16 protein-coding genes are annotated in these 20602 nt (G+C 50.3%); 8 read left to right on the plus strand and 8 right to left on the minus strand.

Translation table 11 applies throughout. The annotated features are described in order from the left end of the window. Positions 1-258 precede the first annotated feature (258 nt). The 4 genes from ACQ6WK_RS08290 (at position 259) to ACQ6WK_RS08305 (ending at position 4393) form a co-directional block, all read left to right on the plus strand. Positions 259-1518: an aminotransferase class I/II-fold pyridoxal phosphate-dependent enzyme gene (locus tag ACQ6WK_RS08290; protein ID WP_432800275.1), complete on the plus strand. Its 1260-nt coding sequence runs from the start codon at positions 259-261 to the stop codon at positions 1516-1518. A gap of 145 nt (positions 1519-1663) precedes the next feature. Further along, positions 1664-1963: an ArsR/SmtB family transcription factor gene (locus ACQ6WK_RS08295; RefSeq protein ID WP_432800276.1), complete on the plus strand. Its 300-nt coding sequence runs from the start codon at positions 1664-1666 to the stop codon at positions 1961-1963. 127 nt (positions 1964-2090) lie between these two features. Next, positions 2091-3794 (plus strand): FAD-dependent oxidoreductase, encoded by a 1704-nt coding sequence (locus ACQ6WK_RS08300; RefSeq protein ID WP_432800277.1) that lies wholly within the window; start codon positions 2091-2093, stop codon positions 3792-3794. A gap of 38 nt (positions 3795-3832) precedes the next feature. Further along, entirely contained in the window at positions 3833-4393 is a 561-nt protein-coding gene (locus ACQ6WK_RS08305) for a rhodanese-like domain-containing protein (RefSeq protein ID WP_432800278.1), read from the plus strand. A 91-nt stretch (positions 4394-4484) separates the two neighbouring features. On the opposite strand, the gene ACQ6WK_RS08310 is transcribed toward ACQ6WK_RS08305, so the two are convergent. Further along, entirely contained in the window at positions 4485-5618 is a 1134-nt protein-coding gene (locus ACQ6WK_RS08310) for an Mrp/NBP35 family ATP-binding protein (RefSeq protein WP_432800279.1), read from the minus strand. 182 nt (positions 5619-5800) lie between these two features. On the opposite strand from ACQ6WK_RS08310, the gene ACQ6WK_RS08315 reads away from it, so the two are divergent. Then, entirely contained in the window at positions 5801-6871 is a 1071-nt protein-coding gene (locus ACQ6WK_RS08315) for a Spy/CpxP family protein refolding chaperone (RefSeq protein ID WP_432800280.1), read from the plus strand. A 229-nt stretch (positions 6872-7100) separates the two neighbouring features. Continuing rightward, complete coding sequence (locus ACQ6WK_RS08320) at positions 7101-8036, plus strand: hypothetical protein (RefSeq protein WP_432800281.1); 936 nt, start codon at positions 7101-7103, stop codon at positions 8034-8036. Between the two features lie 12 nt (positions 8037-8048). On the opposite strand, the gene ACQ6WK_RS08325 is transcribed toward ACQ6WK_RS08320, so the two are convergent. Together ACQ6WK_RS08325 and ACQ6WK_RS08330 are read right to left on the minus strand one after the other, a co-directional pair. After that, positions 8049-8984: an ATP-binding cassette domain-containing protein gene (locus ACQ6WK_RS08325; protein ID WP_432800282.1), complete on the minus strand. Its 936-nt coding sequence runs from the start codon at positions 8982-8984 to the stop codon at positions 8049-8051. A 59-nt stretch (positions 8985-9043) separates the two neighbouring features. Beyond that, positions 9044-11431 (minus strand): hypothetical protein, encoded by a 2388-nt coding sequence (locus ACQ6WK_RS08330; RefSeq protein WP_432800283.1) that lies wholly within the window; start codon positions 11429-11431, stop codon positions 9044-9046. 165 nt (positions 11432-11596) lie between these two features. Between ACQ6WK_RS08330 and ACQ6WK_RS08335 the strand changes: the two genes are divergently transcribed. Further along, positions 11597-11845 carry a hypothetical protein gene (locus ACQ6WK_RS08335; protein ID WP_432800284.1) on the plus strand — a complete coding sequence of 83 codons (249 nt, stop codon included), beginning with the start codon at positions 11597-11599 and terminating at the stop codon, positions 11843-11845. Between the two features lie 92 nt (positions 11846-11937). Continuing rightward, positions 11938-13311, plus strand: coding sequence for a dihydroorotase (locus ACQ6WK_RS08340; protein WP_432800285.1), 1374 nt, complete (start codon positions 11938-11940; stop codon positions 13309-13311). An 81-nt stretch (positions 13312-13392) separates the two neighbouring features. Here ACQ6WK_RS08340 and ACQ6WK_RS08345 read toward each other — a convergent pair whose 3' ends face one another. The 5 genes from ACQ6WK_RS08345 to ACQ6WK_RS08365 form a co-directional block, all read right to left on the minus strand. Next, positions 13393-14424, minus strand: coding sequence for a DUF4434 domain-containing protein (locus tag ACQ6WK_RS08345; protein WP_432800286.1), 1032 nt, complete (start codon positions 14422-14424; stop codon positions 13393-13395). A 130-nt stretch (positions 14425-14554) separates the two neighbouring features. Then, positions 14555-15751: an adenosyl-hopene transferase HpnH gene (hpnH, locus tag ACQ6WK_RS08350; RefSeq protein WP_432800287.1), complete on the minus strand. Its 1197-nt coding sequence runs from the start codon at positions 15749-15751 to the stop codon at positions 14555-14557. A 339-nt stretch (positions 15752-16090) separates the two neighbouring features. After that, on the minus strand, positions 16091-16840 hold the full coding sequence (rsmG, locus tag ACQ6WK_RS08355; RefSeq protein ID WP_432800288.1) for a 16S rRNA (guanine(527)-N(7))-methyltransferase RsmG: 750 nt from the start codon (positions 16838-16840) through the stop codon (positions 16091-16093). 122 nt (positions 16841-16962) lie between these two features. Further along, a complete protein-coding gene (locus ACQ6WK_RS08360; protein ID WP_432800289.1) occupies positions 16963-18159 on the minus strand; it encodes an FtsW/RodA/SpoVE family cell cycle protein in 1197 nt (398 codons plus the stop codon). Further along, positions 18156-20501, minus strand: coding sequence for a penicillin-binding transpeptidase domain-containing protein (locus ACQ6WK_RS08365; protein WP_432800290.1), 2346 nt, complete (start codon positions 20499-20501; stop codon positions 18156-18158). Before ACQ6WK_RS08365 ends, ACQ6WK_RS08360 begins: the two co-directional genes overlap by 4 nt. Between the last annotated feature and the right edge of the window lie 101 nt (positions 20502-20602).

A 20602-nucleotide genomic window follows, 5' to 3' on the forward strand; every position in this document is an offset into this window, starting at 1 on the left:
TAAACATTGGCGTCTATTTAGCTTATGACTCACTTACGGCCCTTGCGTTTTATCCTACTCTTCCCTTTTAGCGCAACATAACTTGCCACCAACCCATTCAGCATGTTAGTTTGAAAGCATGCCGTTGTAATGCAATCCGTTGGCTCGCAACATCATCGTGAACCCGGTCCACTTGCCACCGTATGTATTGTGACCAAACGAGTTTAAAAAATACCGCGTGCCTGCATTTTCATTCTCCCACCACAGGTCAGTTGAACCTTGCCAAACTTTCGAGCACAACTTCAGCGCGAGCTTGATGATTTAGAAGCAAATCATTTGCTTCGTCACCTGCGTATCGTGAGTACCTGTGGCCCAAACATTCGCATCGCCAACGACCGCACCTCTCAACAAGCACAAACATATATCAATCTTGCAAGTAATGATTACCTCGGTATTTCTGAACATCCATCGATCAAAGCTGCGGTAGCTGAAGCCGTCCAAACTCACGGTATCGGCAGCGGCGCCAGCAAGCTTGTCACCGGCCACTCATCGCTCCACGAAGCTGTGGAAAAGTCATTTGCGTCATTCAAGCATGCTGAAAGAGCAATTTTTTTTCCAACCGGCTATATGGCGAATCTGGCAGCACTTACATCATTCGCTGGGCCTGGTGATCTGATCTGTCTTGATAAACTGGTCCATGCCAGCCTCATTGACGCCGCAAAGGCCTCAGCAGCCGAAATACGGACGTTTCCCCATCTAGACGCTTCTCAGGACGGCAAACTGCCTCGACTGCTCTCACGGCATTTGAAGAACCATCCCACCAACCGTCGCCTCATCGTGACTGATAGCATCTTCAGCATGGACGGCGATGCGGCGCAACTTTATGCTTTAGCAGAACTTGCGGCCAGATATGATGCCATTCTTGTGGTTGATGAAGCCCACGGCACAGGTGTCCTCGGCGAAGGCGGTGCAGGTCTTGCCGAACTTCAAGGGGTAGCCAGTAAAATCGATGTTACCATCAGCACCGCCAGCAAGGCCTTGGGCGGGCTAGGCGGCATGATTACTGCTGACAAAGTTATCTGCGATACCATCTTAAATCATGCACGAAGCATTATTTACACGACATCCATCCCGCCCGCTCAAGTCGCCGCGATTGATACTGCCACGCAAATCATCCAACAAGAACCTGAGCATCGCCATCGGCTACAATCGCTCTCACTGCGCCTCAGAGCCGCCCTTCTCTCGCGAGGCTGGGAACTACCGCCACTGAGATCCGATTCAGAAGCCACCCCAATCATTCCGCTCATACTCGGAGATGCTGCTGCCGCCATACAAGCTGCTAAATCCCTATTGGATCATGGCTTCTATGCCCCTGCCATCCGCCCACCTACCGTTGCTCCCGGGAGCGAACGTGTCCGAATCAGCCTCCGAGCTGATCTCTCAGATGATCACTTGAATCGCCTTATCCAAGCCATTGAAGAATTGGTCCCTTTACGCGAAGCCACTAAAGACGGTACTCAGACAGTCACCTCACAATAAATCTAACATATCTTAATATTTTTATATCATGACCTCTTGATATTTGTAGGTTTCAGGTTATGCTTATGCAAGTACCGCGTGCCAGCGGCACAATACAACCAGATTTCTTGTTGCTCGCACATAAATACTTCATCAAAGGCAGATCATGGCATACAAAGAAATCGACATGAAGATGCTGGAAATGGCTGCGGACGTCCTCAAAGTCTTGGCCCATCCTCACCGCTTAAAGATTGTCGAACTGCTCATGCATGGTCGCCTTAGCGTCGGTGAAATCGCAGCACGCATCACCCTCGCCCCCAATGCAGTCAGCCAGCACCTCAACCAGATGAAAGCGCATGGTATCCTCGATGTTCAGCGTGAAGGTCGAACCGCTTATTATTTCGTCATCAACCCCAATGCGGAAAATGTGATTAAGTGCATCACAGAACACGGCTGCGGTAAATAATCCTAACATCAAATGATCCGAAACAATACACCATGAATTCGGATCAAACCTAAACCATTTATTTGGCGTTATTTCAATACTAATCATACTGACTCGCCTGTATTACCAGACAGGAAAGGGCCCTAAGATGAGCACGGAGCAAACAAACACCCCAATGCGGATCGTGGTGGTCGGCGGCGTTGCCGGCGGCGCTAGTGCAGCCACACGCGCCAGACGCATGAATGAACACGCAGAAATCATCCTTCTCGAAAAAGACGGCTACGTCAGCTTTGCTAACTGTGGTTTGCCCTATTATCTCGGTGGTGAAATCACGGATCGCGAAAAACTACTTGTCGCAAAACCTGAACTCCTCCGCAATCGCTACAACATTGATGTCCGTACACACCATCTTGCCTCCAAAATCAATCGTGATCAAAAATCAATCACCGTCAAAAACATCAACACCAACGAAACATATAACCTTGCTTACGACAAACTGATCCTCTCGCCCGGTGCTCGCCCGGTCGTTCCTCCCATGCCCGGTATTGATGCCAAGCACGTCTACACACTCCGTAGCGTCGAAGATACCGACCGCATCAAAACCTATCTTGAAAATAACCTCGGCACCATACAACACGTCACCGTAGTTGGTGCAGGCTTCATCGGATTGGAAATGGTTGAGCAACTCGCGAGTCTCGGCCCGAAAGTCATGCTCGTTGAATTGCAAAATCAAGTTTTGCCGCTGCTTGATCGTGACATGGCCATCATGCTTGAAGATGAAATGACCGCCAAGGGCATTGATGTCCAAACAGGCATTGCCATCAATGAAATCCTCCAAGATAATACAGGACATGTAAATGGCGTTGTGTTTGATAGCAAGCAAATCAAAACCGACATGGTTCTCATGGGTATCGGCGTCACACCTAACCATGAACTCGCAGAAGCGGCAGAGCTCAAGCTAGGTAAACGCGGCGGCATCACCGCCAATCAAGACAGACAAACCAATGACCCCAACATCTACGCTGTCGGCGATGCCAGCGAATATATCTATGGCGTCACCGGTGACATGATGCGCATCCCGCTTGCCGGTCCTGCCAACCGAGCCGGCCGGGTTGCAGGCACACATGCATCTAATCATAAGATAGACCTCACCATGCCCAACGTTCTTGGCACCAGCGCAGTCCGCGTCTTCGGACTCAGTGCCGCCATGACCGGCATGAGCCTCAAAAACGCTCGTCAAGCCTATGGTCAAGAAGCCCGCTGCGTCACCGTCACCGCCAACGATCACGTCGGCTACTACCCCGGTGCCACCCCGATCGTGTTGCGGCTCGTTTACATGCAAGAAGACGGCAAGATTATCGGCGCACAGGCCATCGGCAAAAAAGGCGTCGACAAGCGCATCGATGTCATCGCCACGCTCATGCACATGAAAGGCACTGTCCGTGATCTTGCAGGACTCGATCTTGTTTACGCCCCACCCTTCGGCGCTGCCAAAGATGTGGTTCATCAAGCCGCATTTGCCGCAAGCAATGAACTCGACGGACTTATCGCCATCATCCAACCCAACGAGATTGATTCCACACATACAATTCTCGATGTCCGCACACAGGGCGAACGACAAAACGCTTCAATCCCCGGATCAATCCATATCCCACTCGACGAGTTGCGAAACAGGATTGGCGAACTTGATCTAAGTAACTCCTACGCCGCCATCTGTGGCAGCGGGCTGCGGAGCTACATTGCGGCTCGCATCTTATTGCAACGTGGATTCACCTCCGTCATCAACATCAGCGGTGGCATGACCGGTTGGTTACGCATGCAAAAAACGACGCGCGAACCCATCAATCAATAAAACCCCACGACAAACACCTCCTAACTGGAAATACGAACATGAGTACATTTTCAACCATCAATGCCAAGGATTCATTCGCTGCCCTATCAGCCGGCAAAGACATCATCCTCATCGATGTTCGAATGCCCGGAGAGTATGAAGGCATCCATGCACAAGGTGCCATCCTCGAACCGCTAGACAAACTCAACGCCGCGCAGATTAAAAAAGCCTACACCGGCAAAACCATTCATGTCATTTGTCAGTCTGGCGCACGTGCCAAGAAAGCTTGCGACAAACTCGTCGCCGATGGCATGGAGAACATCGTGCTTGTTGAAGGCGGCACCGATGCGTGGGTGGAGGCCAATTTGCCCGTGGTAAAAGGCGAACGAAAAGTCATTTCGCTCATGCGACAGGTCCAGATCGCAGCAGGCAGCTTGATTGTACTTGGCATTCTGCTTTGGGCTTTTGTAAATCCGTGGGGGCTCGTACTCAGCGGCTTCGTCGGCTGCGGATTGATTTTTGCCGGCCTGACCGACACCTGCGGCATGGCGATCATCCTCGCCAAAATGCCTTGGAACAAAGGCTCAAGCTGCGGCAAAAGCTGCTCAACCTCGCCATAATCCAATCGACATCGCAGAGCTCCTATACGAGAGAAAAAGGGCCGATCACATCTCGCACTCGGCCCTTTTTGATGAATAATTCTCTATTGATTTAGCTGATCGAAATCGATGGCGTCCATTGATCGTTATCTGTGATCGCAACCTGATTCTTCAGGTTGCCAATTACATTGTTTAACTCTGCCGCAAGCTTGTCCTCGCCAGTGAAGTTTGCCGTCGGATCACCGCCATCGGCATTGGTTCGCAAATTCATATTGATCGGGATCGCGCCGAGGAACGGCACAGCAGATTGCTTCGCCATCATCTCCGCACCACCCTTGCCAAAGATGTCATACTCCACGCCATCATTGCCAATAAAGTAAGACATGTTCTCGACCACGCCCAACACATTGATGTCCAATTGCTGGAACATGTGTAGCGCCCGCACCGCATCATCCTGCGCCACTTTCTGCGGCGTGCACACCACTACCGCCCCCGTCAATGGTAATAGCTGCGCTAACGTCAACGGTACATCCCCCGTTCCCGGCGGCAAATCAATGATCAAATAATCCAAGTCACCCCATTCCGTTTGTGTCGCGAGCTGACGGAAAGCACCATGCGCCATCGGCCCACGCCAAATCAGCGGCTTATCATCCTCGACCAACGCGCCGATCGTGATCGCCTTCAGCCCATGCGTCTCAAAAGGAATGATCATGTTCCCGATCGTTTTGAGTTCCAGCTTGTCGGTCCCGAGCATTGTCGGCAGCGACGGGCCATATATATCGCCATCCATAATGCCAACCTTAACGCCAGACCGCGCAAGCCCAACAGCGAGGTTGACTGCGACGGTCGATTTACCCACACCGCCCTTGCCGGCTCCGACAGCGATGATGTGCTTCACCGTAGGCAATGGATTATCTTGCCGAGCGGTTTGTTGTGGCGTCAGTTGTTCCTCCGGAGACTGTTGCTGTTGCCCGGCTGGCGCGTCCTGCCCCGAAGCGAGCCGATACTCAAATTGAATCTGAGCGTCCGTGATGTCAGGCATGGCGACCAAGGCTGCTGTAATACGCTCGGTCAACAACGGTTGAATCCGCGAGGCGGACTGTGGCAATGAGAGCACCACCTGAGCGATCCCATCATCATTCGCTGAAGCTGACTTCACCATGCCTAATGTGACAATGTCGCGATGCAGCTCTGGGTCCGTCACGGTCTTGAGTTGTTCGAGGATTTGATCGCTGGTGGGGGGCATCTTGGCGTTCTCCGTGGATAGCCGATAATCAGTCTTGGAAAGTCATACATCATAGTTGAATGCAGATTCTCGGGCCATGTCGCTGAGAATGTCGAAAATCGATGCAATAGGCCAATTTTGTCGGCGTTATGCATGCAGGGCCAAACAGTATTTTTAAATGTGGGCAAGAAAAGGACAAAGTCATGCAACACAAAAAATTAATCACCGCGACCGCATTGCTCGTCATTGGTGGGTTCTGTGCTGGGAATGTCTGGGCAGAAAACGAAAAACCTCGCCAACAACGTTCATCTGCTACTCAACCTGCGAAATATAAGCAGGGCGATGATCGCGGACCAAAGCATCAAAAGAAATCTCGTGAAGCGTTCCACAAGCGCATGAAAGCGCAGCTTTTCAAGGGCATCGAACTCACTGATGCTCAACAGGAAAAAGTCGAAGACATCATGAAGACCGCACACGATGAACGTAGAGCATGGCATGAAGCTCATCGCGATGAACTTGAAGCACACCGCGCTGAATTTAAGAACGCCATGAAGAGCAAAGACAAAGAAGCAATCGCTGCTGCTAAAGAGAAAATGAAAAAGCTTCGTGAATCTGCTCCCAAGCCCGATGCAACACTGGATAAGGTGAATAGTATTCTTACCCCTGACCAGCAAACGATATTTGCTGAAAACAGGGCAAAAATCAAAGAGAACTGGGAGCAAGGCAAAAAACGTGGCCCGGGAGCCAATGATGACGGCGAGAGGGGACCGCGTCACAAACGAGACGGAGATAAACCGGACGGCAAAGAAAGGATGCGTGATCGCGGCCACAAAGCGCTATTCAAAGACATTGAGCTATCACAGGATCAGCGTGAATCCATCCATGAGATTTTTGAGCAAGGCCGCAAGGAAAAAGAAGAGTGGCGAGAAAGCAATAGCGAAGCCCTCAAAGCAGCCCGCGCTGAAATGATCGAAGCTCGCAAGAGTAAAGACAAAGAGGCCATGGATGCTGCAAGAGAGAAAATGAGAACACTCCTCCAATCCGCCCCTAAGATGGAAAGTGTTTTCGAAGATATCAAAGCTGAACTCACACCTGAGCAACAAAAACAGTTCGAAGCCAATCAGAAAAACTTCCGAAAAAATCTTCAGGGCCCCAAAGGTCAACGCGATCAAGAACGTGGTGACAAAAAACGTGACGGGGAAGACGGAAAGAACAAAAAGCAAAACAAGCCTAAAAAACAATCGCGTGATAACGACAATCAACTTGATCTTTAAGCCACCCGCTTACATATAATGACGCCAATGATTCGCCCGAGAACACCTCGGGCTTTTTTATCAGCCAATAAAACAATTGCCTATCCTCCCTTAATTGTGTTCTCCTCAAAACTCTAATTGCTAAAGAAAATCGATCAGGCATATACCCTATAAAACAGGATACCCTAATGCGACAAGCGTATAATTGTGGTGATATCGATCTGTTTTATACAGTATTGGATTTACTCATATGAACAGAACCAGGGTGAGTTCGACTTGGCACTTGTTCTTAATCGCCGTATCTATTGCCTTCCTCAATCAAACAGGATTGGCGGGGATGTGGCATGAACTCGATGTTGCAAACTCAAGCCGCGAGGAAGAACGCCAAGAAGCTTTCGAACAATCAGTGGGGGCCAGCGATCGCATCAGCATGCAGCAGATGATCTTCGATGATCTTACAGTCGGCCTGAACCTCACCGATTGGAAGAAATCGCTTATACAAGGTGAAGTAGACAACTACGTGCAGCGTGTTGTCGCTTGGCGGGCGGCACATGTAAATGGGCTCCGTAACTTCTTGCTTGACATGCGTATTGAATTGCAATCAGGCGATATAGATGGGGCTGAAGAACTCAAATTAAAACTTCAAAATGTCTTTGAAACACGCCCGCGATTCGAGCAACTCACACAAACGATTCGTGATGAACTTTCAAATGACCAAGAAGCGCAATTTGATGAAAATGTATCCGATATTCGCCATCGTATCGATGCATTCACCGGCGGCATGTCAGAACTTGACGAGGATGAACAGGAACGTGCCATGCTTTTGGAAAGGCGAATGCAAGCTCGATTGCTCAACCTTATCCCACTGACCAGTGAAAACCGATTGGAAGTAACACAAATCATAGAAAAATGGAGCCGTGAACAAGCCTCATGGTGGATTGAACACCGCTACGAACTTGCAACACTCCGCATGGCCATCAAGCAAGCACGTTTAACCAACGAAGAAGACACACTAAATGCATTAAGTAGAGAATGGCAAGCCATGCGTGCAACCATGCCCGATCGAGATCAAATGTATACTTCAGTCCGCGAAAAGCTCAGTGAGAGTGATCAAAACCAATTTGATAAAAACGTCAGAAAAATGCAGGGCCAATACCGCGGGTTACGTGAGAGAATGCTTTCTTAAATGCGTTTGTTGTTACTGAACAAGACCCTTGGTCAGCCGCATGAAAGCTGTTTCAAGATTAACTTTTTCTTCATCAAATCTCGTTAGCGGAAATCCTGAAGTCACCAACTTCTCCGCAATGACTGGCGGTGTGATCAATTCTGGATTGATCTGAATTCGTAGATGCGAATTGGACATATCAACTTCTTCAACACCGGGAATCGCAGCGAGCAACTGAGCTGCTTCGCCCTTACGCTCAGCTACATCAACATGTAACACAACACCAGAGCGTGCCCGCTCAAGAATCTCATCGATCGTCCCAACAAATCGCAATGCCCCCTGCTCGACAATACCGACCTTGTTACACAAATCCGCTAACTCCAAGAGAATATGTGATGAGATCAGAATCGTTTTGCCCATGCGATGTAGCTCTTTGAGCAACTCGCGCATCTCGATACGAGCCCGCGGATCAAGCCCCGAGGCCGGCTCGTCCAATAGCAGTACCTTTGGATCATGAAGCAACACGCGAGCCACCGACAATCGCTGCTGCATCCCCCGTGAAAGAGAATTCACTTCTGCATCGATCTTGTAAGACAAATCAGTCAGATCTAGTACATCTCGAATCACACGCTCGCGCTGCTCACCATTGATATCGTAGGCCGCTGCGAAAAATTCAAGGTACTCCTTCACCACCATATCTTGATACGAACCAAAATAGTCCGGCACATACCCAATGATCGATCGAACTGCCCGCGCATTCACTGGCCCAACGGATAAGCCGTCAATGCGAGCCTCACCCCAAGTTGGCTTAAGCAATGTTGCTAGAATTTTGATCGTTGTGGTTTTACCTGCACCGTTCGGCCCAATGAAACCAAAGCAATCACCCTGTTCAATCTCAAGGTTCAAGTTCGACAACGCCATCAGATCTCCATAACGCTTCGTCAGATTGATGGTTTGAATCATGGGCATCTTAAAATTCCAATCAATTAGATCGCTTCATTCCTAGAACAAATTCTGTTACACACGAATTACGGCAGTTTTGTAGTTTCAAACGTTTTCACTTCTTGGTCTTCAAACGTATGTACCCAGCGGATCGTCGTCCAACCTTTCGATGGCAGCACACCTTCATCTACGGTTAATGGGATAGGCAACGTAGATTGATCCATATGTGCGATCACAACCAATCGTCGTCCATCAATCAATCGTGTCAGGTCAAACAACCGTCCAAGATAACGGCGATAAGATCGCGGTGCACTGAGTGAATCTGCATAAAAATCCGGTGGCGGGAGCATCTCATAGAAACTCAATAACTCGATCGCTTGGATCACACTACTTTCTGGAATATTCACCTTTTGCGTTGGGTCTATTTCGTGGAAACGATCGCCTGCATTCAAGCCAATCAATGTCCCTAGAAAACCTTCCTTAGACCATGTGCGCTTTGTGTATTTCTTCGGCCACTTGATCAGATCATTCGCACCAACTGATGGGAGTTGAACCGTCAACGGCTTACCCGGCTCCCACACACCGTTATAACGCCACGTATAAACTTTGCTGTCACGTGCTGGACGAGAAGATCCTGCAGCACGTCCCGGCATGTAGACGAATCGTATATCTCGTAACGGCGTCGCAAAACGATGTGTGATAGTACCTGTTGGTCGAAACAGATTGTCTATCTCCAAATCGGATTCAATCCGCGGCCAAGGTTTATCCAAACCTGATTGCTCTGCGGAAATATCACCATAAAAATCGATCTCAAGATTCTTCGTCGTCGCACGGAAGGGAATCTCTGCAGCATATGGCTTCCCAGATTGCTGCACATATGATTGCGTATCAATAAACCCCGAACCATCTGATAACGTATTAAACCCGGGAGAAGCCAGCGTATTGTGACCACTCGGCGAATCAGGTGCCACCGCCACTCTGTTGGATGCGAAGCTTGGCATGTAGAGCGACAACCAACTATGGGCATGAACTTGATCATCTTCCGACGTCATATCCAACAAGGTGTAATGATTGATCTGGCTGCTCGTCGGACGCATAAAATATGCGCCTGACCACGCAATCACAATGAACACAACCACCAACCCGCCAAAAACTGTCCACGACAAATCCGGCCGTTTCAGATATCTCAACGTGGCGTATGAAATCGGCCCCGCAAGCAGCCAGTAAATGGCAAAGAGTAACAACGCGAGCAGCAACGCCGCCGACGTTGTATTCCGCATCGCGATCATGTTTGGGATAAACGCGGTAAGATCTGCCGGTGAACGACCGCGCGTCATCTTTCCTTGTTTAACCTGCTCGTCAATAAATTTCCCACGGTACGCCGGCGCCTGCCACCGCAGCACATCATGCCAAATCCCAAGCTTTTGATAGGCCGGCAACCCCATCGATCTCAAACTCGGCGAAGCCAAATCAATACCGATCAGCGTCACCTTGCCAAAGCCGTACTGACGTGACACGATCAATGGCGTGCCCTGCTTGTCCGTTGCTACGATCGAAACCTTATCTTGATTCGGTTGCACATCAAATGCGGTCATCAAAATCGGCGTTGGCTCATTCATCGACAAGCCAACAATATTACTCGGCGGTAGTGCCTCGTACTGACGCATCTGCGATTTATCTACTGGCAGCATGTCCGCCAACGACGACGAAGTCCACGGCTCTGCAACCGCAGGAAGAATCACAATAAAATGCCCGCCCCGCTCAACCCATTCACGCACCGCACCGAGCATTTCTGATCGCACACGTGCCTCGTTCGGATCACCGCCATTCTGAGACCAGACGATCGTGTTGAAAATTGACAACCCATACCACCGGTCCGGCAGATTATTCAATTGAAGATTCGCAATAAAATCCGTGTATTCGTGCGATCCGATGTACGGCTGAAATCGGCTGTATCCAAAACCTTGATTGACACTCGTCGTCATGAAATCGTTCAAGCCGATATTGCCCGTACCGAAAATTCCAATCGCACTTTCTTCTGCAGACAAGTACTTTGGAATCGCGACCTTGAGTTGCGACGCAAGCAACTCTCCGGTTTCTGTATCAAGGATGTGGAAATCCCACGTCGTATTGTTGTTCGCTGAATATGCAGGCGATCCATAGAGCCAAACTTGTTGCTGAATGGCTGGTGGCAGGTTCACGGTGCGTTCGGCAAAGACTGTGTCGCCGTCAGAATCCGGGATCATCCACCGGCACGTCACTTGCCGCGTCTCAGAAGCATTGTTCGTCAATGACAAGCGGATCGGCGTCCATGTGCCAGCTCGAATAATACCGTTGATCCCCATGTCATTGCGACTGATATTGAGTGTCACTGGCTGCTGTTGCGCAAACACAGGCTGCCCGCATAGGATAAGTGTCCCAAACGCAGCAATGAAAAGAATCAGAAATTGTCGGATTGATGAATGTCCCGGCATGGTAACAGTTTATCGAAAGTTGATTGATTTCCTAGTCCAAGTGGGTCGCGCAGCCTCTTTCCTACCCTCTACCACCTAAAATGGGTGACAATACTGTCATCCACCTCGCCATTTCACTCGCCAGCACACACAATGGCCGATAACTGCAGGTCACCTAAGACGCCCTTGAGACGCATTCCCACAGCGGCCGATATTGAGCCTGTGGATGAAAGCACGACATATCTTGTTTGGATCGCTGTTCTGATCATGTGCTATCTGATGGTTCAGTGCGTCCTGATCTTGCTGGCCAAATACTGCAATCGTAACATCGCCACGCATAATCTCGCTGTCGAGGCGATCACCATGCGAAAAGCCTACTACGACTCGCTCCGCGATCTTGATGAAGAAGATTTCAATGTCGATATCTCTGATTAATCGCATACGCCAGTTTCTCTAGCCAGCTACAAGCCTATTGGCTACTCCAGAACTTCGCTGAAGACGCGAACCGATCGCCTCAGTGTGCTATCATGCCGCGTATGGCAACAATCACCATCACAAACGGCCGGGTCATCGACCCCCTCAATAACATAGACGAAGTCACCGACGTCGTGATTCACGATGGCAAAATAAAAAAAATCGGCAAGAAATCATCCCCCGTCAACACAGACGGTGCTCAGATTATCGATGCTGGCGGATGTTTGGTCACGCCCGGCCTAATCGACGTTCATGTCCATTTTCGTGAGCCTGGACAGGAAGAAAAAGAAACCATCGCCACCGGCAGCGCAGCCGCAGTCGCAGGAGGATTCACTTCCGTTTGCTGTATGCCCAATACCAACCCTGCCCTCGATGATGATGGCCGAATTGATTTTGTATACCAGCAAGCCGCACGCGCGAACCTCGCGAATGTCTTCCCGGTGGGAGCAGCCACCAAAGGCCGTGACGGCAAAGAGCTTTCGGAGATGGGGCTTATGACACAAGCCGGTGCTGTCGGCTTCTCCGATGATGGCTGCGCCGTCGCCAACGCCAGCGTGATGAACAAAGTCCTCGCACAGACCGGCATGCTCGGCAAAGTTTTCATGCAGCACTGCGAAGACCCTGAACTCGGTGGTGGCGCGATGAATGCCGGCCCCACCGCCACTCGCCTTGGCCTCTCTGGTTGGCCCCGTGTCGCTGAGGACCTCATCATCCAACGCGATATCCTCCTCTCCAAATACCAAGGCTTTAAAGCCAAATGGCATGCACAACACATGACCACAGCAGGTGGTGTTGAACTCATCCGCGAAGCACGCAAGCTCTCCAATAACATCACGGGTGAAGCCAGCCCCCATCATTTACTGCTCACCGATGAGGACTGCGGCAACTACAACACCAACTATAAAATGAACCCACCGCTCCGCAGCAAAGACGACATCAACGCCATCATCGAAGGTATCGTCGACGGCACCATTACTATCCTCGCCACAGATCACGCACCACACACCAGTGAGGAAAAGGAACTCGAGTTTGCTGCAGCTCCATACGGTATCATCGGTCTCGAATGTGCTCTACCCCTCTACGCTAAAGCACTCATTGAATCCGATGCTATCGACTGGCCGAAGATGATCGCCATGATGACCATTAATAGCGCCCAGCTCGTCGGCCTACAAAACAAGGGGCATCTCACTCCCGGTGCCGACGGCGACATCACCATCATCGATCCCAAACATGATTGGACTATCGACGCAAACACATTCGCAGGCAAAGGTCGTAACTGCCCCTTCCATAGCTGGCAAGTCACCGGCTTACCCATCGCCACCATCGTCGGCGGGCATACCAAACTTCTCCGTGACCCGAATCGTATCACAGGCGATCATAACACCCCCACCGAACCGCAAGACCTTCTCAAACAACTACAACACTAACTCTGCATCAACAATTAGCTAATTTTAAAAAGCCCGCACGCGATGTACGGGCTTTTTTGATTCAATTGGTTTACTCAATGATTAGCTCGTGACCACACACGGTTCGAGTTGTTTTTCATCCGCCGTCACAGACAAGTTCCATGCCTTAAATGCATTGTAGATATCCTCGCCTGCACACCGCTTGGACAGGAAATTACCATACTCCCAAGTAATCGTGCGTGAAACATAATCCTTCGCCGCTTCGTACTGATCTTCTAACCGTGAGATAGGTGCAGAGTAGAACCACAGATCCTTCGGATCACATGGCGTCTTAGACACCGCAGGATTCATCACGAATGTCTCAAGATTGTTCCAGAACGTGATATTTTTCTCATCGAACACCTGCTTCAGGGCAGGATAGTACTCTGCAACATGTGTCGGTGAAATCTTTCTCGCACAGCCCACCCCATCCTGCATCGCAACGATATCGCACATCGGCTCAGATAAAAATGCCCGCCACCAATCTGCCAATTCATCCGGCGGAACCTCCAAACCATAAAATGGTGAGGTAAGCAACGGCAAGTCCGGCCGCGCCTGCTTCAAATGATGATAGATCCCTACCATAAAATTCCGTAGCGACTGCATCCGCTTCTCCGTCGGTGCATTCATCCGGTCCGGCTCATACGTAATGTAAAAACCTTCCAGTGGCGCATCAGGATACTGCTCTAGCAATTCATCAAACAGCCGCTTGGACAACTCCAGATCTCGAACCAGAAGGCGATCAAAGTTCGCATCATCCAACGACCAGAACAGATTGTTTAGTTGCCCTGAGAAAAATAGTGGCATACCCACATCCGTCGCCGCCTGCATGAGAGGTGTGAACGTATCCTTCTCATTCCATGTTTCGAAGTGCTTTGAATAGTGGTATGTACGGCCGTAAACCAATGTACGAGAAACGATCGCCGTCCCGATCCCTGCTGCCTGCATATCGGATAATTCACTCACCCATTGGTCATACGTCAGATCCAGTGGCGTGTGGTCACGATGCGTCTTGATGGAAAGATCAACGAAAGTGGCCGAGATCTTCGCAGGAACCGAACGGCAACTTTCGCTCTTATTTGATAGCGCGGACATATATAGCTTCTCCATATAGGCCCACTGAACTGTTTAATATACCACGAGTTAGGATTTGGTTCAAAATAATTATGGACCAATATCTTGCGGTGGATTTCTTTTAATGATGACTTATTCCGGTCCGAATTGCTTATGCGGCCGGCACTGTCTCGTCCGTCGTTGGGCGCTTCTTGGTCGATTCAAAATCGTCCAAAGTGACCTTCTTGCCGTTCACCTCAATCCCAAGCTGAACCACCTGTGAAATTGGCCCGTGTGGCTTCTTCGCTTCTTCTGCCAGACGCTTCTGTGCGGCGGGGTTGGCGTACTTGTTGAAAAGCATCGCTTTTACGGTGGCGAACATGCCGCCGAAGGACGCGAACGTGTGATTGACCGCTGACGGCTCGTACCCACAGTGAACCATGCACTGCTGACAGGATGGGTTGCCTGAAGCCCGGCCGTAGTTTTCCCACTTGGTCGTTTTGATGAGTTCATCAAACGTCTCGGCATAACCTTCTTGAATCAGGTAACAAGGCTTCTGCCAACCAAAAATATTAAACGTCGGATTCCCCCACGGCGTGCACTCATAGTCCCGCTTGCCCATCAAATACTCAAGGAACAATGGCGACTGATTGAAGATCCATTTCTTCTTCCGGTTCGAAAGCAATGTCTCAAACGCATCGGTCGTCTGCTTACGTTCACGCAAGAACGACGCTTGGTCCGGCGCTTTGGGATATGCATACCCGGGCGAAACCATCATGCCTTCCACCCCGACTTCCATCATCTCATCAAAGAATTTTCGCGTGGAGTTCGGATCAAAGTTTTCAAACAAGGTCGTGTTGGTCGTCACACGGAACCCCATCTCAACGGCCAACTTAATGCCCGCCATAGCTTTCTCATAAGTCCCTTCACGGCACACTGCAAAATCGTGATGATCTTCCTGCCCATCCATATGCACCGAAAACGTCAGGTACTTCGACGGCTTGATCCGCCCTTCTTCAAGCTTCTTTTTGAGCAAGATCGCGTTTGTACAAAGATAGATATATTTGCGACGTTCGACGAGGCCTTCAATGATGTCTTCGATCTCAGGATGCAAAAATGGTTCACCACCCGGGATCGAAACCATCGGGGCAGCACATTCATCAGCCGCCTTCAAGCACTGTTCTGCCGTCAGTTCGCGTTTCAGGATATGAGCCGGGTATTGAATCTTTCCGCAACCGGCACAAGCAAGATTGCATCGAAACAGCGGCTCAAGCATCAGAACCAGTGGGTAATGTTTATTGCGTTTAATGAGGCGTTGCCCCAGAACATAAGTAGCTACGGTCCACATTTGCGAGATGGGTACGCCCATGGGCATGAATCCTTTGTGTGCAGCACGATCTGTCTGTTCGCAAACCAGCTCTGCAATAAGCAACAGCTGGGACTGACCACATTCCAGAGAGGCCGAAACGGGTGGATGCTGCGGGTTGATGCTCGTCCTTGAAAGACAAAACAGGACCATTTTGATCCTGATTATACTGTCGTCTGTTCCATCCTGAAACAATCGTAAAATTTAAGTCAGCCAGTTTACCGGGGGTAGGTGGGAGCCGCAATCGCCTTCTGAAGCAACCGGTGCGGCTGCAACCTTCGGGGATTGTTAGCTCATCGCCCCCATACGTCAAGAACCGGGTTATCACCCTACCATCCACCCTCAAAGCGGATTTTGCTTTGGTACACCCGGCAACCTCGGATACTCCTCCGGTGTAACCCGATCTTTCACCACAGATAAAATCACCAGATTGTTTCCAAACGACTCCGGATACGCATCAAACACTTGCAAATCCCCCGCACCCAAGACCGCCAACGCGTCCGATGCCACCGCAAGCTCCTGCTCAATGGCCGGCCCCTTCATCGCTAGCACCCGCCCCTCAACACGAGCTAATGGCAGTGAATATTCCAGTACCTCCGCGATCTTCCCGATCGCCCGCGACATCGCAATGTCGTACTGCCCCCGATGCTCTTTTGATTGCCCCAGCGTCTCCGCACGATCCTGAATCGACCGGCAATTCTCAAGACCCAACGTTTTGATCACCTCATTATGGAAAGCGACTTTCTTACCCGTCGCATCCAGCAACGTCACATGTAAATCTGGACGCACTATCGCCAACGGGATGCCCGGCAAACCACCCCCCGATCCAATATCAATTACCTTCGCAGATGCAGGCACATTCTCAAGCCCCGGCAATAGCGTGAGCGAATCAATGATCATTCGCGACCATGCTGCATCTCGCTCCTTGATCGCGGTGAGGTTCATTCGTGTGTTCGCATCCAGCAACAAATCTAAAAACCGTGCCAGCTTCACTAACATCGCATCATCAAGCGCAATCTCAAGTCGTGCTAAATCCTCCCGCACAAACGCAGGAATCGCTGGCCTATTCTTATTCTCATTTGTTTCACTCATGGCGTGGAATTGTAGCAGGAATCGTACGTAAATGACTGAATCTGATCCTGCCTCCAATCAACTGCTTCTCACCGATCATCTTCAGAAAAAAATCAACCGGATGTCCCACCCTAAAGACGTGACTACTGAAAGATCGCGTCTGGATTGTCATACTCAAACGATGGGCGTGCAAGCATTGCCGCTGGTCGCGCTGAGAAATTTACAATCAACCCTGTCATAATAAACAACGATAACAGCGATGAACCGCCATAAGAAATGAATGGCAACGTGATCCCAGTGATCGGTAACACACCAAGGTGCATCCCAATATTGATTGTTGCCTGTGTAAAAATCATCGCGGCAAATCCGACGCACGCCAACCTTGCAAACGGATCTTTTGTTCGAGCGGAAACCAGTAATGTCGAAACAATAAACACAAAATATAAACCAATCACTGCAAGCCCCCCCGTCGCTCCCCATCGATTGACAATCACGGTGAAGATCATATCGTTGTGCGCCTCTGGCAAGCCAGATTCAGTGATCAGATAATTTGATTCTGATTTGCCGTAACCCGAAACACCGGCTGCTGCGATAAGCCGCATTGCTCGCGACTGCTGGAACCCCGCATCCATTTCATGTCGCTTCTCACCTTGAGCTAACGACACCATCGATACGATCCGTTGTTGCTGATGCGGCTTGAGAATCTGAAATGATGGCGGCGCAAACAGTGTCACCAATAACACCACCACAACCGCTGCTATGGCCAAACCCACCAGCGTAAATAGGTGTCGCAATTTCGCACCTGCCGCAACCAACACTGCAAACAGCGCCGGCGCAAACAACAATGCAGTCCCCAAGTCCGGCTGCTTCAAGATCAACATCACAGGGATAAACATCAACATGAAAGGCACGAGCAATCCCAATAGCGATCGATACGACGAACGAAATCGCAAATACCTCGCCAACGCCAATACAAACAAAATCTTTACAAACTCCGCAGGCTGCACGCGCATTACCGGCAGTATGATCCAAGACCGTGCCCCATTGATTGGCCTTACAAACGGCGCCCCCGGCGCAAGTAAATACACCAATGCTAACACCGACAGTATCAACAACGGCAGCGTCACGTAACCAATCAAACGATGGTGCGGCACGATACAACAACACATACAAAACACTGCCACTGGCAACCATAGTTTTAACTGCGTATCTGCATGCGTCGGCGACACCGTATCAATCGCCAAAATACCGAAGGTCGTCAGCAATACCGCAGCAAACAACGTAAACCACGCCGGAGTCGGTTTTGCCAAGTCTCTTAGCGCTGCGAGTACTGGATTCATGGCAAGTACCCCTCTGTTTTCAGCGCATGAATCACCTGATTGTTGATCGGCCCCGAGGCCGGCTTGCCTGAACCACCAAAATCCGTCACCACAGCAATCACATATTTATAATCCGTCTCACCCTCCGGTCTCACTAGCGTGATAAACCAACCATGGTCCCCATCACGCAACTCATCGCCAAATCCCTTAAAATTCCCAGCTTCATCATAAAGCTCAACCGAACGCTTAAACGCTTGTGCCGTCCCCGTCTTACCAATGACGTCCACACCCTCAATATTGAAGATGGGTTCAATGGGTGACTGCCGATCTTTTGCATCAAGCTTCAGCTTGTTCCCCCCACCAACACTGCCATCTAGCACGTACTCCATCCCCTTCAACGACATCGCCACTGCATACGTATCAAGATTCAAATCCTGCTTGATTTGTGGCTTTTCTCGATCTGATGACGCTACAAACGTTGGCGAAATATACATCCCACCACGCGCCAGAGCCGCGTATGCTGCTGCCGCTTGAAGCGGCGTCCAACTGATCGGCCCCTGGCCAATCCCCATATTGATCGCATCTTTCTCAAACACCTCACCCAGTTTCGGCAGATCGCCGCGCACCTCTGACACACCTGAGTTTAACTTTGATCCCATGCCAAACCGCTCAAGCCACTTGAGCAAACCATCAATCCCCAATCTCATCCCCACGTTATAAAAAAAGATATTGCATGAATGCCCGATTGCCTGGTCACCCCGTAACGTACTATGGCTAAGCATATGCCGCTTGAAAATCCAACACCGATGCTTCAGCGGCGACTTAGGATCAAGTGGGCCATCACAAGCAAATTCTTCGTCAATACCAATCACACCCTCAGTCACTGCCGCAGCATAAAGCAACGGCTTGATCGTCGACCCACATTCATACGCCATCCCTGCAGGTCTAAACTTCAACGGTAGATTCAAAAAATCATCTCGCAATGAAGCATAATCTTCTTGTCGCTGCTCAAGCGAATAATTCGGCGCCGACACTGCCGCTAGTACTTCTGAAGTCTCAATATCAAGCACCACCACCGTCGCTTGCAATGGCGACCCCAACTCCAACGGATACCGACTATCGAAACTGTGCCATGGCTGCACCTCAAGCAACCCCACCCCCGGCGAAAGTATCCCCTGAATACGTGCTTGCAAATACACATCAATCGTCAGCCGCACATCTTTCCCACGAATAGGCGAAATGCTTAAATCCTCCAGCACCTTGCCACGTTCTTTTCGCGTGATCCCCCTTGCACCACGCAGCCGCGATTCAAGATTCGCTTCAATCCCACTCTCACCAATCCGATCGTTATCTCGGTACCCACGCAAATCAACAATCTTGCCTTTGCGATCCGCAAACGGCTTATCAATTTGATCTTCCGCATAAACATCACGCATCAAACCCAACACCTGCAACCCCAAGCCGCTAACCTCCATCGTCAATGGCTCATCAGAACGGATCGGTGACGGCAAGGTTGATCGATCAATGGTGATTTCTACCGACTCCAGTGGATACTCTCGCAGCTTCGGTCTTACCACCGCCACCTGCCGCCATGCACGGAAGCGAGCTTCCTCATCGGCGATCTGTTCATACCCTTCATCATCACGATCTGTTTCGATCCGCTTCGCCTCGGCTTGCTCTGCGGTGCGGATAAAATTTCGTACTTCGTGCTGCACCTTGGCAGGCACATCGCGCAGCACCCAATGTTTGGTCACTTCCTCACGGATGCGTTCCTCTGCTTCAAGCCAACTTACTTCCTCATCCCACAGCTTTTCAAGCCGACGTTCACGATTCACCGTGTGCTTCCCCGAAAGGATCATTACCTGACGGAGCACCTCATCCTTACGAACCTGAATCTCCTCTGGCATCTTCCGCCCTAACCCCGCAAGAATCATCCAAAGATTGTTTTCGTATTCACTGAACCGGTCATAATGCTTGTCATACAAGTCATTTTGCTGCTGTGTCGAAAGCTCAGACCAATACTTATCTTGGCGTCGCAAGTCTTTGCGAAGTGAAGCCCAGGCTTGCCGACGCGTCCAGTTCCCCGAGATCAAGTCATACGACACCACTACGTCATAACTCGGCACATCCACTGCAAGCGGTCGATCAAAACGATCAGTGATCTTGCCGCGGATCGTGTCTGTTGGAATAGTTTTCTGCAACGATGCAGCAAGATCTCTTTCTGCGTTATGTTGTGATTCCCCCGTCGCCAATGTCAGCGCCCGAAATCCCAATACAAACAAAACAACCGCCGCCACGGTACCCAGCAGCAACAAGCGGCGATGGAACATGCTCGGAATGTACTGCCGCAATGTGCGACGCATGTGCGCTCCGTGATGAAAATGGTTTGGGCGTAACGTGCGAACACGATCGCAATATGATTATCGGGCTTTTGGTGCCGCGCACTCGAATACTGGCCGCAACA

The organism is Poriferisphaera sp. WC338 (assembly GCF_050931845.1).
In the GTDB taxonomy this organism is placed as follows: Bacteria; Planctomycetota; Phycisphaerae; order Phycisphaerales; family Phycisphaeraceae; genus Poriferisphaera.

Coding starts and splice junctions, on each gene's coding strand:
- ACQ6WK_RS08295 (WP_432800276.1), top strand. CDS start 1,664: ATGGCATACAAAGAAATCGACATGAAGATGCTGGAAATGGCTGCGGAC.
- ACQ6WK_RS08300 (WP_432800277.1), top strand. CDS start 2,091: ATGAGCACGGAGCAAACAAACACCCCAATGCGGATCGTGGTGGTCGGC.
- ACQ6WK_RS08305 (WP_432800278.1), top strand. CDS start 3,833: ATGAGTACATTTTCAACCATCAATGCCAAGGATTCATTCGCTGCCCTA.
- ACQ6WK_RS08310 (WP_432800279.1), bottom strand. CDS start 5,618: ATGCCCCCCACCAGCGATCAAATCCTCGAACAACTCAAGACCGTGACG.
- ACQ6WK_RS08315 (WP_432800280.1), top strand. CDS start 5,801: ATGCAACACAAAAAATTAATCACCGCGACCGCATTGCTCGTCATTGGT.
- ACQ6WK_RS08320 (WP_432800281.1), top strand. CDS start 7,101: ATGAACAGAACCAGGGTGAGTTCGACTTGGCACTTGTTCTTAATCGCC.
- ACQ6WK_RS08325 (WP_432800282.1), bottom strand. CDS start 8,984: ATGCCCATGATTCAAACCATCAATCTGACGAAGCGTTATGGAGATCTG.
- ACQ6WK_RS08330 (WP_432800283.1), bottom strand. CDS start 11,431: ATGCCGGGACATTCATCAATCCGACAATTTCTGATTCTTTTCATTGCT.
- ACQ6WK_RS08340 (WP_432800285.1), top strand. CDS start 11,938: ATGCCGCGTATGGCAACAATCACCATCACAAACGGCCGGGTCATCGAC.
- ACQ6WK_RS08345 (WP_432800286.1), bottom strand. CDS start 14,424: ATGTCCGCGCTATCAAATAAGAGCGAAAGTTGCCGTTCGGTTCCTGCG.
- hpnH (WP_432800287.1), bottom strand. CDS start 15,751: ATGGGCGTACCCATCTCGCAAATGTGGACCGTAGCTACTTATGTTCTG.
- rsmG (WP_432800288.1), bottom strand. CDS start 16,840: ATGAGTGAAACAAATGAGAATAAGAATAGGCCAGCGATTCCTGCGTTT.
- ACQ6WK_RS08360 (WP_432800289.1), bottom strand. CDS start 18,159: ATGAATCCAGTACTCGCAGCGCTAAGAGACTTGGCAAAACCGACTCCG.
- ACQ6WK_RS08365 (WP_432800290.1), bottom strand. CDS start 20,501: ATGCGTCGCACATTGCGGCAGTACATTCCGAGCATGTTCCATCGCCGC.